At 57.5% G+C, this 13275-nt stretch carries 13 protein-coding genes; 2 read left to right on the top strand and 11 right to left on the bottom strand.

Features of this window, described 5'->3' with window-relative positions; translation table 11 throughout:
* Positions 1–202: 202 nt before the first annotated feature.
* The 6 genes from ACSIPU_RS01975 to ACSIPU_RS01950 all read right to left on the bottom strand — a co-directional run bounded on the left by ACSIPU_RS01975 (position 203) and on the right by ACSIPU_RS01950 (position 7453).
* Positions 203–1123 (bottom strand): carbohydrate kinase family protein, encoded by a 921-nt coding sequence (locus ACSIPU_RS01975; protein WP_064355654.1) that lies wholly within the window; start codon positions 1121–1123, stop codon positions 203–205.
* Entirely contained in the window at positions 1120–2490 is a 1371-nt protein-coding gene (locus ACSIPU_RS01970; protein WP_064355653.1) for a hypothetical protein, read from the bottom strand. Before ACSIPU_RS01970 ends, ACSIPU_RS01975 begins: the two co-directional genes overlap by 4 nt.
* 77 nt (positions 2491–2567) lie before the next feature.
* Complete coding sequence (locus tag ACSIPU_RS01965; protein WP_004113181.1) at positions 2568–3587, bottom strand: ABC transporter permease subunit; 1020 nt, start codon at positions 3585–3587, stop codon at positions 2568–2570.
* Positions 3574–5106: a sugar ABC transporter ATP-binding protein gene (locus ACSIPU_RS01960; protein WP_032728295.1), complete on the bottom strand. Its 1533-nt coding sequence runs from the start codon at positions 5104–5106 to the stop codon at positions 3574–3576. The genes ACSIPU_RS01965 and ACSIPU_RS01960 overlap by 14 nt, the downstream gene beginning before the upstream one ends.
* Before the next feature lie 64 nt (positions 5107–5170).
* Positions 5171–6124, bottom strand: coding sequence for an ABC transporter substrate-binding protein (locus ACSIPU_RS01955; RefSeq protein ID WP_004102208.1), 954 nt, complete (start codon positions 6122–6124; stop codon positions 5171–5173).
* 297 nt (positions 6125–6421) lie between these two features.
* Positions 6422–7453, bottom strand: coding sequence for a LacI family DNA-binding transcriptional regulator (locus tag ACSIPU_RS01950; protein WP_024274202.1), 1032 nt, complete (start codon positions 7451–7453; stop codon positions 6422–6424).
* Between the two features lie 366 nt (positions 7454–7819).
* Here ACSIPU_RS01950 and ACSIPU_RS01945 point away from each other — a divergent pair, with 366 nt between their 5' ends.
* Together ACSIPU_RS01945 and ACSIPU_RS01940 are read left to right on the top strand one after the other, a co-directional pair.
* Complete coding sequence (locus ACSIPU_RS01945) at positions 7820–8443, top strand: DUF1062 domain-containing protein (protein ID WP_004102205.1); 624 nt, start codon at positions 7820–7822, stop codon at positions 8441–8443.
* 200 nt (positions 8444–8643) lie between these two features.
* Positions 8644–9246 carry a DJ-1/PfpI family protein gene (locus ACSIPU_RS01940; protein WP_004102204.1) on the top strand — a complete coding sequence of 201 codons (603 nt, stop codon included), beginning with the start codon at positions 8644–8646 and terminating at the stop codon, positions 9244–9246.
* Between the two features lie 119 nt (positions 9247–9365).
* Here the strand turns inward: ACSIPU_RS01940 and ACSIPU_RS01935 are convergent, their stop codons facing one another.
* The 5 genes from ACSIPU_RS01935 to trpB all read right to left on the bottom strand — a co-directional run bounded on the left by ACSIPU_RS01935 (position 9366) and on the right by trpB (position 13268).
* On the bottom strand, positions 9366–9758 hold the full coding sequence (locus ACSIPU_RS01935; protein ID WP_017145838.1) for a VOC family protein: 393 nt from the start codon (positions 9756–9758) through the stop codon (positions 9366–9368).
* A 132-nt stretch (positions 9759–9890) separates the two neighbouring features.
* The gene (locus ACSIPU_RS01930) at positions 9891–10463 is read right to left on the bottom strand and encodes a DUF1349 domain-containing protein (protein ID WP_017145839.1); all 573 of its coding nucleotides are present in this window, start codon (positions 10461–10463) and stop codon (positions 9891–9893) included.
* Positions 10463–11062, bottom strand: coding sequence for a dienelactone hydrolase family protein (locus ACSIPU_RS01925; protein WP_017145840.1), 600 nt, complete (start codon positions 11060–11062; stop codon positions 10463–10465). The genes ACSIPU_RS01930 and ACSIPU_RS01925 overlap by 1 nt, the downstream gene beginning before the upstream one ends.
* A gap of 200 nt (positions 11063–11262) precedes the next feature.
* The gene (trpA, locus tag ACSIPU_RS01920; RefSeq protein ID WP_004102196.1) at positions 11263–12075 is read right to left on the bottom strand and encodes a tryptophan synthase subunit alpha; all 813 of its coding nucleotides are present in this window, start codon (positions 12073–12075) and stop codon (positions 11263–11265) included.
* Complete coding sequence (gene trpB, locus ACSIPU_RS01915; RefSeq protein ID WP_196557549.1) at positions 12075–13268, bottom strand: tryptophan synthase subunit beta; 1194 nt, start codon at positions 13266–13268, stop codon at positions 12075–12077. Before trpB ends, trpA begins: the two co-directional genes overlap by 1 nt.
* Positions 13269–13275 lie beyond the last annotated feature (7 nt).

Here is a 13275-nt window from a genome sequence, read left to right as displayed (position 1 = left end):
AAATAGATCACGATCTAATTGTCTGATATTAATGGATTAGTAGGTAATAACCCATGATTAAATGAAGCTGGTTTAGCTTTCATTCAATAATTGGGACATAAATCATATCCACAATAAATAAAGATGATGGTCCATCCATAAACGCTATTTTCAGACCATCATCCGGTCGCCTGGGGTTTACAAGGGTTGGCGTCCTCCGTCTTCAGAGCTCATGGTCCCACGGCGGGTTAGCCCCCGGCCTGGAGACCGTCACCGCGGCGGCGCGCATACCGAGATCGACCGCGCGTCGCACCTGTTCTCGTGACAGTGTCACTAATTTGGGCTTCTCAAGGAGTCCGGCCTGCGAAAGGCTGGCGAGAATACCGGCATTGACCGTATCCCCGGCGCCGACGGTATCGGCAACCGTTACGCGAATCCCTGGAACATGAAGATGGAAATTAGCGGTCCAGGCATCGGCGCCGTCAGCCCCGCGGGTGACCACGATAAGCTTTGGTCCCAGAGCAAGCCAACGGCGTATGACCGCGTGTTCTTCGCCGGGTTCGGCAAACCACGCGAGGTCCTCATCGGAAAGCTTGACGATATCCGCCAGAGCAATCATCCGCATCATGCGCGCCAGGTGTTTCTGCCGGTCCTGGATGAAGATTTCACGAATATTGGGGTCGAGGAACATCACCCGGCGCGGCGCCTCTCTTACCATCAGCGCTTCATAAACGCTGCCGCACGGTTCGGCTATCAGGCTGATGCAGCCGAACAGGACGGCAGATACGTCATCACCGAGCGTCGGCAGGTCGCTTTCAGTCAGCATTCTGCCGGCGCTATTCTCATCGTAAAAGGTATAGCGCGCCTGTCCGCCTTCCAGCCTGACAAAGGCCAGCGTGGTCGGTAGCGGCGCGCGGGTTGAGGGCGAATAATCCACGCCGGAAGCGTCAAGCGTGTGGCGCAGCTTGTCACCCATAAAATCGTCCGATAAACCGGAAAACAGCGCGACCGCCATCCCCTGGCGCCCCAGGGCAATGGCGGTATTGAACGCCGCGCCGCCGACGCAGGGCGTAAAGGCGGGAGCATTTTCAAGGCTCCGGCAGGGCAGCATATCGATCAGGGCTTCTCCGCAGCAAAGGATCATGGCTTTTCCTCCTGACTCACCGCGACCTGCGGCGGCGTTTCCAGGCCGTCTGCTACCTGCATCCAGTTGTCAGCGAATATCCCGCAGGCGGTCTTGATATCGACCCCGACCGGGAGCTCCGGACACTCGTTTTCCCCGTTGCTGCCCCAGTTCACCCAACCGGACTGACGGCGCTGGACTATCTGAAACGCGCCGGAGGGGCGGGAGGTCCACCAGATCATCGCCCGGCCGCTCGCTGAATCGTACTCGACGGTTTTACTGGCTGGTCCCGGGAACACGGTTTCATCCGGCACGGCGGAAACGTTGACGGGAGAATCAGTCAGGCGCCATTCCCGTTCATTCAGGTCGGCGCGAACGTGCGCCCGGGCGCGCACAACGCCAAGCCTTTCGCGGATTTCAGCTTCATCCAGCACGTTTTCCCAGCGGCAGAACATTCGCCAGTAAAGATCCCAGTGAGCGGAGGCCATGTCGGCGAGCTGTTCGCGGAATTCGGCAAATTTCGGGCTCTGGTTTTCAGAGGTGGTAACGGTATGAGCCACCATGGCGACCAGCTCTTCGGCGTAGGGGTCGCCTGCGCGATAGCGGGTACCGCCGTAGGCCGCGAAGCGGTCAAACAGCAGTTTTCCCGGACCGCTTTCAAACTCGTCGCCGACGGTGATCTTGTTGGTCACCGAACGCCCGTTGATGACCGTCGAAAAGTCATCCACCCAGTAGCGCCGCTGAAACCACGGGGTATTCCAGCTGAACTTCCAGTCGATGGTGAAGTGCTTACCGCGCAGCTCCGCTAATAACCCATTGGGGATCGTGCCGTGCATGCGATAGTGATGATAGACCGGGCCTTCCTCAACAATTTCAATATCAACGAGGGTATGTTCCGGCGGGTTAATCAGCCCATTTTCCGGGGTAAAGAACGGACCGTAAAAACCGCCGATGGCGTTATTCCCGGAAGGAAGCAGCTCGACGTTGTCCTGCAAACAGCGAAAATGGCGCAGCCCCCACTTGGATGAACCCACGCCCTGGGCGGTTCCCCGACACATTTCCAGATCGAAGCAGCCGGTATTGAGGCGGACAAAACAGTCTTTCTCCCGGCCAGGCAGGCGGTGGATACCAGCGACTTCACCGACTTCAGCCGCCGTTAGCGGCCGCTCAAGCCGCATCCGGAGCGTGCCGCTGAAGCTTACCGTAGCGATAAAGGCGGTACTGTTTTGCGTCGACTCATGAGTGAGGCGCTGGCAAAGGATCCGCTGGTCCTCGCTGGTGATTGCCCACCACAGGGGCTCCTGCAGTTTCTCCGGGAGAGTAAACGTAATCGGTTCGCGATCCCGGGTACCGTTCATCGGGTCCGTCAGCGTAATGTGATATGTCATGGGCGTAGACTCCATTAAAATTTAAGCATGCGAAGACCCGCCGCCAGCGCGGCGGATAAACAAAGCGTCAGGGAAAGCTAGCGGGTACGGGCGATCTCTTTTTTCCGCCAGAAGGTAAACAGTTCCGGATGCTGCTTCAGTCCGTCAATCGCCACGGCAAGAATGATGACGATGCCTTTAATCAATAGCTGGGTGAAAAAGGGGACGCTCAGCAGAATCAGGCCGGTGCTGAGCACGCCGAGAATTATCGATCCAATCAGGGTGCCGATAATTCGCCCGCGTCCTCCGGCGAGGCTGGTGCCGCCCAGCACTACCGCCGCAATGGCGTCCAGTTCATATCCCGTACCCGCCGTAGGCTGGGCGGAAATGACCCGGGCGGCGAAGATAATGCCCGCCAGACCCGCGCAGACGCCGGCAATCATATAAACCGCCGCCAGTACGCGTTTTACCCGGACGCCGGCCAGGCGCGCGGCCTGGGCGTTGCCGCCGACGGCATAGATATGACGACCGAACCGCGTGCGCTCAAGAATGAACCACGCCAGCAGATAAACCACCAGCATAATAATGACCGGAACAGGGATGCCGGCGAGATAGCCATTCCCCAGCTCGCGGAAGCTCAGGCTACTCGATACAATAGGTTGCCCTTCGGTAATGGTGTAGGCCATCCCGCGCAGGAAGGTCATTGTGCCGAGAGTGACGATAAAGGGCGCAAGAGCGAGATAGGCGGTGAGCACGCCGTTCAGCAGACCGCAGAGCGCGCCCACGCCCACGCCGGCCAGAATCGCCAGCGGCGCAGGGATCCCGGCCATCGCCGCAACCACCGAGATCACGCCGGAGACGGCGACGATAGACCCGACGGACAAATCAATTCCGCTGGTTAAAATGACGAAAGTCATGCCCGCCGCCAGAATAGCGTTGACGGAAATCGAGCGGGCGATATTCAGCAGATTATCGACGCGGTTAAAGTTTGGCGCAAAGGTCGACATCAGGATCAGCAGCACCAGCAGAACGATTAAGATCCCCACCCGATCCCACCATTTCGCAAAATCAAACGGCGCTTTGACCGGCAGTTCCGTCACAGGTTTATTGTTGTCCATGGCATTCTCCGGATTGACTGGTAAAGGTTCCTGTTGCGTGCAGCATCACTTCTTCTTCCGTTGCTGAATATGAGGGTAACTGGTGAACGATTCGGCCGCCGCGCATAACCAGCACGCGGTCGCTGATGCCGATGGCCTCCGGTAAATCGGAGGAGATCACCAGAATGGCTTTCCCGGCGCGGGCGAGTTTGTCGATCAGTTCGTAAATTTCCCTTTTGGCGCCGATATCCACGCCGCGGGTCGGTTCATCGAGGATAAGCAGCCTCGAATCGCGCAGCAGCCAGCGCGCCAGCGCCGCTTTCTGCTGGTTTCCGCCGGACAGGGCGCTGACGGGCAGTTCGACCGCATTTTCCCGCAGCCGTAACCGGCGCATCTGCTCAAGGACGGCGGCGCGGATGGTTTTGCGTTTAACCACGCCGCTGGCGACAAAGTTCTCCAGCGAGCTGATATCAATGTTGTGCTCAACCGAATGGCCCAGAAACAGGCCCTGGGTTTTGCGGTCCTCGGTCACCATCCCGATTCCGTCGGCAATGGCGGCGGTGGGATCTGACGGCTGGCTTACCTTGCCGTTAATACGTACGCTTCCCTGGGTGCGAGGGTCGGCGCCGAATAACAGGCGGGCCACTTCGGTTCGGCCAGAGCCAACCAGTCCGGACATGCTGACGACTTCGCCCGCTTTGACCTCAAAGGAGACCGGGCCGGTTGCGCTACCCGCCAGATCCGCGACCTCCAGCAGTACTTTGCCAGGCGTACGCGGTTCGTGCTGATAGAGATCGACGATTTGCCGGCCGACCATCATGCGTACGATATCGGTGGTCGAGACGCTGCTCAGGGTTTCCGTGCCGATCCACGTGCCGTCCCTGAACACCGTGACCCGGTTTGCCAGCTGCCATACCTCTTCCATGCGGTGCGAGATGTAGACCATCCCGACCCCATCCTGACGCATCTGCTCGATCAGCCGGTAAAGCTGGAGGGTCTCCGCCCGCGACAGGGCGGCGGTCGGCTCATCAAGCACCAGTACTTTTGCGTTTTCACTGACGGCGCGGGCGATCTCGACCATTTGCTGACGTCCGATGCTCAACGAGCCGAGCGGCGCCTGCGGGTCGATGTCCGCGTTAATCCGGTCCAGCTTCTCCCGGGCCTCCCGGAGCATCCGTTTGCGATCGAGAATACCGGCGAAAGAGGTCGGTTCCTGGCCGAGAAACAGATTTTCCGCCACCGTCATATCGGGAACCGTATTCAGCTCCTGATGGATGATGGCGATGCCATATTTGCGCGCATCTCTTGGCGTGCGAATATCAATCTCCTGCCCGTTGATATAGATCGCGCCGCTATCGCGCTGCTCGTTTCCGGAGAGGATCTTCATCAGCGTGGATTTACCCGCGCCGTTTTCCCCCATCAGGGCATGGACCTCTCCGGCGAATAAATCAAAGCGTACGTTGTTCAGCGCGAGGGTCGCGCCGTAGCGTTTTGAAATCCCTTCCAGCCTGAGCAAGGGGGGTGAAGTGATGTCGGCCATTGTCTTTGCCCTCCGGGATGAACCCAATCGTCATCCCGTTTTTGCCTCTTGAGTGATGATGTGATTACCAGCCCGGATAGCTATCTACGTTGTCGCGCGTGACCAGCACGCTGGGGATCAATACGGTAGGGGACGCAATAGGCTTGCCGTCAACCATATCCTGAGCAAGCGAGATGGCCTGGCGCACCATTTCGCCCGGGTTTTGCGTGGCGGTGCCGATAAACGGTGAGCCGCTGCGCTTGAGTTCTTCAACCGCTTCCGGGCTGCCGTCTACGCCGGTGACTTTAATCGCACCGGCTTTGCCGGCCTGCTCAACGGCCAGCACCGCGCCGAGCGCCGAAGGATCGTTCATACCGAAAATACCGGAGACATCCGGATTGGCGGTGAGCATATCGGTGGTGACCATCAGGCCTGAAGCGCGGTCGTTGCGGGATGCCTGCTGCCCGACGATTTTGATATCCGGATATTTTTGCGCGACGTTTTTACAGCCTTTGATGCGGTCAATAATGGTTTGAATCGGCGTGCCGTCCACCAGCAGCACTTTGCCTTTGCCGCCCATCTGGCTGAACAGATATTCGCAGGAGGTTTCGCCGGCCTGGATGGCATTGGTCATGATCGCCGCGTCAGCGCCCCTGGCGGGCGTATCGACCGCGATAACGATAATTCCGGCGGCTTTTGCCCGCTGAATGGCCGGCTCGATGCCGGACTCATCGACGGCGGAAATAATGATCAGATCCACTTTCTGCTGAATAAAGGCGTCAATCTGCGTGTTCTGGTTTGCCAGATCGACCTGCGCATCTTGTACGTTAAGGGTTGCGCCGATTTTTGCCGCGGCCTGCTTTGCGTTCCTTTCCATTGCCGAGAAGAAGGGGTTGGACATGTCCTGCACCATTAAGCCGATGTGGGATATTTTTTTGCCCTCCTGCGGCGCGGCGCTGGCGGCGGGGATAAATCCTGTCATGGTGGTGATTACCGCAGTAACCGCGACAGCCAGAAATGCTTTACGAAGTTTGGTCATATTCTGTTCCTTTCATTATCGTGTGGTATGACGTACGGCCAGGTGTGGGGAAGCCTCAGAAATAATCCCCTGATGTTGTTTTTTTACTGGCGGCCGATTATTCAGCCGTTATTTAAATCATCAAAATGATTAGAGAGGGCTGGCAAACGCGTTGCGAACGCTTTCCCGCTGTTAGCCGGCAGGCGCCTTAGCGGGCCTGGCAAAACCGCGACAGCCGTTTTTCAGGCCCGCGCGCGCGAAGCGGCGTCGGGCAAGTCCGTTCGGGCGAAACGTTGTCAGCAATCTCTATAATGTCTTTTAATTGTTATGCGTTTTTTTACAGCCGCAGGACTGGCGTATAACCAGCTCGGCGGGAACTTTACGTTGGGTGTTGATTTCTCCTTTCCCTTCCGGGTTAATTAACTGGATAAGCATTTCAGCCGACTGTCTGCCAATCTCTTCGCTATTTTCATTGAGCACCGTCAGCGGCGGATTTAATAGCGGCGCCCAGTCGAATTCGTCGTAGGCAATCAGGGCCATATCCTCTGGAATGGCTATCTGGCGCTGCTGGAGCTGTTTGAGCGAACCCAACAGGATAGGGTTGTTACCGGCAATAAGGGCATCCGGCAGCGCTTTCTGGTGGTCGAGGTACTGGCTCAGTTTGTCAGCAGCCGACTGCGCGTCGTTTTCCGTTTCGACAACTTCAAGCGTAGCGCCGCACCGCTCGGCGGCCTCGCGTATCCCGCGCTCGCGTTCAAAACGCGTGGTCCAGCGGTCCGGGTAGATAAGGAGCAGCCAGTTTTTATAGCCGTGCTGCGCCAGATGGTTTCCCACCAGCAGGCTGGCATGGTAATTGTCGGTCGTGACGCTGGGAAAGTTGTGCTCGCCGCGGGGCGGGGAATCAACGAAGACGACCGGGATGTCCCATTTCGCCAGCAGAGTCAGGCTTTCCGGCTGCAGCGTCACGGTCGAAATGATCCCGGCCATCCGTGACTCGATCAGGCGGTTAATCATCCGATCTTCCTGCGCGCGGTCGTAGATGCCGTTGACCGCAATATCGCCAAGCACCACGGTCCACTGCGAAGGCTGCAGCATCTGCTGAATGCCGGACATCAGGTTGAGATAGTAAGAGTTCGACGCATGGGCGGTGATCACTGCCACCGAGTCTCTGCTCGAACGGCGTAGCGCCTGGGCCGCGCGGTTGGGTACGTAGCCGAGCTCTCGCGCCACTTTTAAAATCAGCTCCCGGCTGTCGTCAGCGACGCCATCGCCACCGTTTAGCGCGCGCGAAACGGTAAACATGGAAAATCCCGTCGCTTCGCTCACATCCCGCATCGTTGCTTTACGCATTTTTTGCTCTCTGCTTTTAAGAAATTACCTGCGATATAAACGGTTATTGTCTGTACCTAAACGTTTATGTGAGTAAACATAAACGTTTAGGTTTGTTTGATCAGTGAGCCGCTTCTCGTTTTGTGAACAGAAGGTAAATAACGTTGTTTGTGAATGATTTCTATGAATTTATTGATTTAATGCATATTTGACCCGCCAGCCGCTTTGGTATTCTTGGCCTCTTCATTAGCGGTCAGACAGGGTAGTCGCGTTGGAAATCTTTTTTTAACCCACTGAAAAGTATTCTCTAAATATTTTTCACATTGCAAATATCACGGTCCGTTATCGACGGATCCGCTTTTGTATGGGTTAAAAAAAAGGTTCACCATGAAAGTCACATGGAACGTCAGCCCTGCGGGCTACCAGCTGCTAAGCAAACGCTGTCCCGCCTGCCATGGGCAGCAGAAATTCACGCCATCCGGAGCCTTCCGGATCAATTCGCAAAAAAAACAGCTCGATGTCTGGAGTATCTATAAGTGCGTCCGCTGCGCATACACCTGGAACATCAGCCTGTTCTCTCGTTTACCCGTCAGTAAAATAGATCCACACCTCTATGAGCGACTCATGGCAAACGATAAATCTGCTGCAGAGGACTACTCTCACGATTTGCAGGTTCTGCGGCGCAATAGCGCGTTGTTAGCGGGTTCGCCTGAATTCGTCGTACGGGAAGGCTGGCGAATCAGCCTTGTCCGTGCTGCTCAGGTCAGCGTCAACGTCTACGTCGAGCGCGCTTTTCAGGTCAGCTTACTGGCGGTGCTACGTAGACAGCTCGGCCTTAGCGGCAGCGCGATCCGCAAATGTCTGGCGGCGGGCGATATCGCCGGAATTACGCTGAAAGAGCTACGTTCGCCGAGGATACGGCCAGAAGGACACAGGCTTTATATCGTGAAGGAACTTCTTCTGGCGCGCAGGCGAATTTCATTAAATACCGGCTCAGATCTCAGGAGATGATAGCCCGTTTCCCCGGATAGATTGCTATCCGGGGAGCTGACTCGCAAAAATGGAGCCCGGTTGTCCACGGTGGAAAAATAACCTTGCCTTTCTTACTGTGCATTTATACAGTTTCTGGTGACGACGCGGCGACCAGTGTCGATCGACTCGCCGGATATTGCGACGGCAAATTCTGTTTAAAAAAGGAGAAAACCCTGTCTATGGATACGCGTAAAGAAGTGCTGTTTGTCCTCATCCAGGAGTATGCCGACTGGGAGTTTTCGCTGCTGGCACCCGGCCTGCGCCGGGGGTTTGGCGTATGGGAGCCGCGCTACGAAGTCAGGACCGTAGCTGCGGATGAGGGGCCCGTGAGGTCAATTGGCGGGGTGCGCTGTCTGCCGGATTATACCTTCCAGACGATACCTGATGACTACGCTGCTCTGGTGCTGGTGGGGGGAATGAACTGGTGGGGAGAGGAGGCTCAGCGGGTTGTGCCTCTGGTTCAGCAAGCGCAGGCGCGGCAGATCGTCGTCGGCGCAATATGCGATGCTTCGGCATTCCTCGGCGCACACGGTTTTCTTAATGATGTTGACCATACCTCCAACGGCCTGGCATACCTGCAGAGCAGGGCGGGGTCAGCCTATCGCGGCGCCTCACGGTACAAAAACGTGCCATCGGTCCGCGACGGTAACCTGGTCACCGCCAACGGCGTTGGCTTTCTGGATTTTACCTGCAATATGCTGTCTGCCTTAAACGCGGCCCGCCAGGAAGAGATCGAAGCCATGAGGGCGACCTTTACGTCGGGAATGTTTACCGAGGGCTGATGCGGACCATCGCAGTGGGCTGCGGTCGTCTCATCAGGCTAACCGCATCCGGCGCGCCGCTCAGAGACAGACAGGGTCTCGCAATGGACAACCCTGCCTGAATTTGCCGGCCGGCGGCCTCAGTCGGCGTTTACATAATAAACAAATGCCAGCTTATTGCCGTCCGGATCTCTGACGTAGGCGCTGTGGAAACCTTCACCGTACTGCGGGCGATGTCCCGGAGCGCCTTCATCGCTTCCTCCCAGACTGAGCGCCAGCTGATGCAGCTGCTGAATATGCTCAACCGAACGTGCGTTCAGAGCCACCATAACGCCGTTGCCGGTTGTTGCCTGCTGCTGATTAAACGGTTGGCCAACGCACAGCCCGATGGTGCTGTTTCCGCTGAATGTCCCCCACGATGCGCCTTGATCGCTTCGGCCGCTTTGCGGCTGCCCCAGCATCTCCATCAAAGGATCGTAAAAACGAATGGCGCGCGGCAGATCGTTAGTGCCGAGCATAATATAGGAAAACATGACGCCTCCTCCTTTTCGCCTGCAAGTTGTTGCCAATCTAGCAGCAAGGTGAGAAGTCATGCAGTCCCGGCAGCCAGAAATCATACCTTCGTCGCGATTATTCAGCGAAAGCGTCCGCCCTGGGGGCTCCCCTCAGCTTAAATCGTGCAAATCTTTATCGTTGGGCGGCAGCAGCGATATTTCGTCGAAATTAACCCGCAGGCCGCTGCGCTGTGGCGTACAGCACATGATGCCCACTTTCGCGGCGCCGGTCGGAAAAGGGCACAGCCGCAGTAGCGGCCACTGGTGGCCATCCGTTGAGTACTGCAGGCGCAGCGCTTCGCCCCGACGGGTCAGGCGCAGCCAGAACGCCGCGGGGTTGCCTGGAAAAATGCCGGTGGCCCAGTCTGAAGTTCCCAGCGTCAGTACGCTACCGATGGCGGGCGCGCCGTCGTTGTACTCGATACCGGCCTTAAGCCAGTGCCGGGCGTCCTGCATTAACATAATCCCCGCCTGGTCATACAGGGTGCTGAAATCTGCGCGCACCCGCACCTGAAAGGTGAAATCCCCCGCGGCTTCCGTGGCATAGATATGCCCGGAGAAGCGCTCAAACCCGTACCAGGTTTCGCGCCAGAAGTCGGTTTCCTCATCGGTTACGACGCTAAGTGAGCCGTCCTCTTCCGACCATGTTGCGGGTTCGTTAATCCATTGAAATACCTGTTGCATCAGGCCTCCTGTCTTTGCTGAATAAGCGTTAAAAACTGCAGCGTATCTTCGTCTGCCTGCTGCGTAAGGCGCGGATCCCACGCCGGACTGTCAGCGTCGCAAAAGCCGTGCTGCGCATTGAACATCCGGCAGGTCACGGAGGGAACGTTCTCCAGCTGATCTTGCATTACCCGGGGATCGAACGCCGGTTCCTCGCTGGCGAGAATCACCAGCGTCGGGCAGGGCGGCGCAACGTCGCTGTAGTGGCGGATCCGCGAGCCGTAGTGGCAAATCGCGGCGTTGCAGAAACCGCTTCTGGCGGCCAGCCAGGCTAAGGTGGCGCCCACGCTATAGCCGATGAGGATTAGCATGCCATATTTTGTTTTCAGCTCGGCCAGCAGCGACTCAATGGCGGTGGTGTCGAATCCGACGTTATCGTTAAAGTGACGCCAGGCTTGCTCCTGCTGCTCATAGGCGAACGGCGCAGAGTGGGGAAAAAGCGCTGGCGTGTAGACATCGAAGCCGCGGCTGCGCCAGGTCGCGGCGGTTCGCTGAATATGCGCATTAATGCCGTAGATTTCATGCAGCAGGATGATGGCTTTATCACACTCAGGTAACATAAATGCGCCTCGGTCGGATAAAAACAGGATTGTCAGGTGGCCGAATGATGGTGTCTGGGGAAACGGGCTAAATTTTGCAGCACTCAGGCCAGAGCAGCAAGCTCCCTTTTTACGTTACCCTGCATATCCCTTAGCGGCCAGACGATATTGCCGGTGATGGATATTCATCACCACCGGCATTTTGCCGCATTAACCCCACGCTATGTTGGCCTGACGGTGGCTGTTTTCAGGTTGCGGGCGAAAGCCTTCAACTGACAGAGCATCGCCTCCCGATCGTCCTGGTGTTGTTCGATGATTTTCACTATTGCTGAGCCGGAAATAGCCCCGGCGGCTCCCGCTTTCATGGCATCCGCCACCTGTTCCGGGGTTGAAATACCAAACCCCTGAATCGGCGGTGGCGCCTGATAGTCACCAAGCTTAGAGACCAGATGTTCCAGCGGCAGCGCGGCGCGTTTTTCCGCGCCGGTTACGCCCGCGCGCGACAGCAGGTAGGTGTAACCGCGGCCGTGAGCGGCAATGTGTCGCAGCAGCTCATCGTCCGCATTGGGTGGGCAGATAAACACGGGCGCAATATCATGGCGCATCGCGGCCTCGCGGAACGGCGCCGACTCTTCGAACGGGACGTCTGCTACCAGCACAGAATCGACGCCCGCGCGGGCGCAGGTGGCATAAAACGTCTCGATTCCCCGGTTATACACCAGGTTTGCGTACATCAGCAGACCGATGGGCAGCGCCGGATACCTGGCGCGAATGGCGGCCAGCATGTCAAAGCAGCGCGCAGGGGTGACGTTGGCTGCAAACGCGCGCAGGGCGGCATTTTGTATTGTCGGGCCGTCGGCCAGCGGATCGGAGAAGGGAATCCCCAGTTCCAGCGCATCGGCTCCGCCCTCGATCAGCGCATCGATAATTTGCAGCGACAGATCCGGCTGCGGGTCGCCGAGCATCACGAAGGGAATGAACGCGCCTTCTCCCCGAGTTTGCAGTCGCGAAAACATATCGTTATAGCGTTTCATCACATTTCTCCTCGCGCTTGCAGAATGTCGTGCACGGTAAAGATGTCCTTATCGCCGCGGCCGGAAAGGTTCACCACCAGCAGCTGCTCTTGTTGCGGATTGTCGCGCATCATTCTTAAGGCATGCGTGAGGGCGTGGGATGACTCAAGTGCCGGAATAATGCCTTCAGAACGGCTCAGGGTTTTAAATGCCGCCAGCGCTTCATCGTCGGTGACCGAAACGTATTCCGCGCGGCCAATACTGTTCAGATAGGCATGCTGCGGCCCGACGGCCGGGAAATCGAGGCCGGCGGAAATAGAGCAGGACTCTTTGATCTGGCCGTCATCGGTTTGCATCAGCGGCGTTTTCATGCCGAAATAGATGCCGGTCCGCCCGTGTTTCAACGGCGCGCCGTGTTCCCCGGTCTCGATACCCAGGCCAGCGGGCTCAACGCCAATCAGTCCGACCTGGGGCGTATCGATAAAGTCAGCGAACATGCCGATGGCGTTGGAACCTCCGCCAACGCAGGCGATAACCGCATCCGGCAGGCGCCCCTCTTTTTCGAGGATCTGCGCTTTGGTCTCTTCGCCGATGATGCGCTGAAATTCGCGTACGATAGTCGGGAAAGGATGCGGGCCAGCGGCGGTGCCCAGCATAAAGTGGGCGGTCTCATAGCTCCCGGACCAGTCGCGCAGCGCTTCATTCGAAGCATCTTTCAGGGTGGCTGAGCCGCTGTGCACCGGGATCACTTCGGCCCCCATCAGGCGCATACGAAAGACGTTTGGCGACTGACGTTCAATATCTTTCGCCCCCATGTAGATACGGCACTTCAGGCCCAGCAGCGCGCTGGCCAGCGCCGAGGCCACGCCGTGCTGACCGGCGCCGGTTTCGGCAATAATTTCGGTTTTGCCCATCCGTTTTGCCAGCAGCGCCTGGCCGAGCACCTGATTAGTCTTATGCGCGCCGCCGTGCAACAGATCTTCACGTTTGAGATACAGGGTAGTGCGCGTACCCTGCGTCAGGTTACGGCAGCGCGTTAGCGCCGTCGGGCGACCGGCGTAGTTTTTCAATAGATGGGTTAATTCCGCCTGAAAGCGCGGATCTTCACGTGCGCTAACAAACGCCTCCTCCAGCTGGCGTAGCGCGGGGATGAGGATCTGCGGAACGTACGTACCGCCGAATTCGCCAAAGTAGGGGTTAAGTAAGGGACTCATTATTGCT

This window comes from Klebsiella sp. HN106, from assembly GCF_051209435.1.
GTDB lineage: Bacteria > Pseudomonadota > Gammaproteobacteria > Enterobacterales > Enterobacteriaceae > Klebsiella > Klebsiella oxytoca.
Note: the sequence above shows the minus strand (reverse complement) of the source record. Positions and strands in the feature narration are given on the sequence as shown.

Excerpts from the sequence above, each read along its gene's own strand:
- ACSIPU_RS01960 (WP_032728295.1), bottom strand. The coding sequence starts at position 5,106 with ATGGCCGACATCACTTCACCCCCCTTGCTCAGGCTGGAAGGGATTTCA.
- ACSIPU_RS01945 (WP_004102205.1), top strand. The coding sequence starts at position 7,820 with ATGAAAGTCACATGGAACGTCAGCCCTGCGGGCTACCAGCTGCTAAGC.
- ACSIPU_RS01930 (WP_017145839.1), bottom strand. The coding sequence starts at position 10,463 with ATGCAACAGGTATTTCAATGGATTAACGAACCCGCAACATGGTCGGAA.
- ACSIPU_RS01935 (WP_017145838.1), bottom strand. The coding sequence starts at position 9,758 with ATGTTTTCCTATATTATGCTCGGCACTAACGATCTGCCGCGCGCCATT.
- ACSIPU_RS01970 (WP_064355653.1), bottom strand. The coding sequence starts at position 2,490 with ATGACATATCACATTACGCTGACGGACCCGATGAACGGTACCCGGGAT.
- trpB (WP_196557549.1), bottom strand. The coding sequence starts at position 13,268 with ATGAGTCCCTTACTTAACCCCTACTTTGGCGAATTCGGCGGTACGTAC.
- trpA (WP_004102196.1), bottom strand. The coding sequence starts at position 12,075 with ATGAAACGCTATAACGATATGTTTTCGCGACTGCAAACTCGGGGAGAA.
- ACSIPU_RS01965 (WP_004113181.1), bottom strand. The coding sequence starts at position 3,587 with ATGGACAACAATAAACCTGTGACGGAACTGCCGGTCAAAGCGCCGTTT.
- ACSIPU_RS01940 (WP_004102204.1), top strand. The coding sequence starts at position 8,644 with ATGGATACGCGTAAAGAAGTGCTGTTTGTCCTCATCCAGGAGTATGCC.
- ACSIPU_RS01955 (WP_004102208.1), bottom strand. The coding sequence starts at position 6,124 with ATGACCAAACTTCGTAAAGCATTTCTGGCTGTCGCGGTTACTGCGGTA.
- ACSIPU_RS01925 (WP_017145840.1), bottom strand. The coding sequence starts at position 11,062 with ATGTTACCTGAGTGTGATAAAGCCATCATCCTGCTGCATGAAATCTAC.
- ACSIPU_RS01975 (WP_064355654.1), bottom strand. The coding sequence starts at position 1,123 with ATGATCCTTTGCTGCGGAGAAGCCCTGATCGATATGCTGCCCTGCCGG.
- ACSIPU_RS01950 (WP_024274202.1), bottom strand. The coding sequence starts at position 7,453 with ATGCGTAAAGCAACGATGCGGGATGTGAGCGAAGCGACGGGATTTTCC.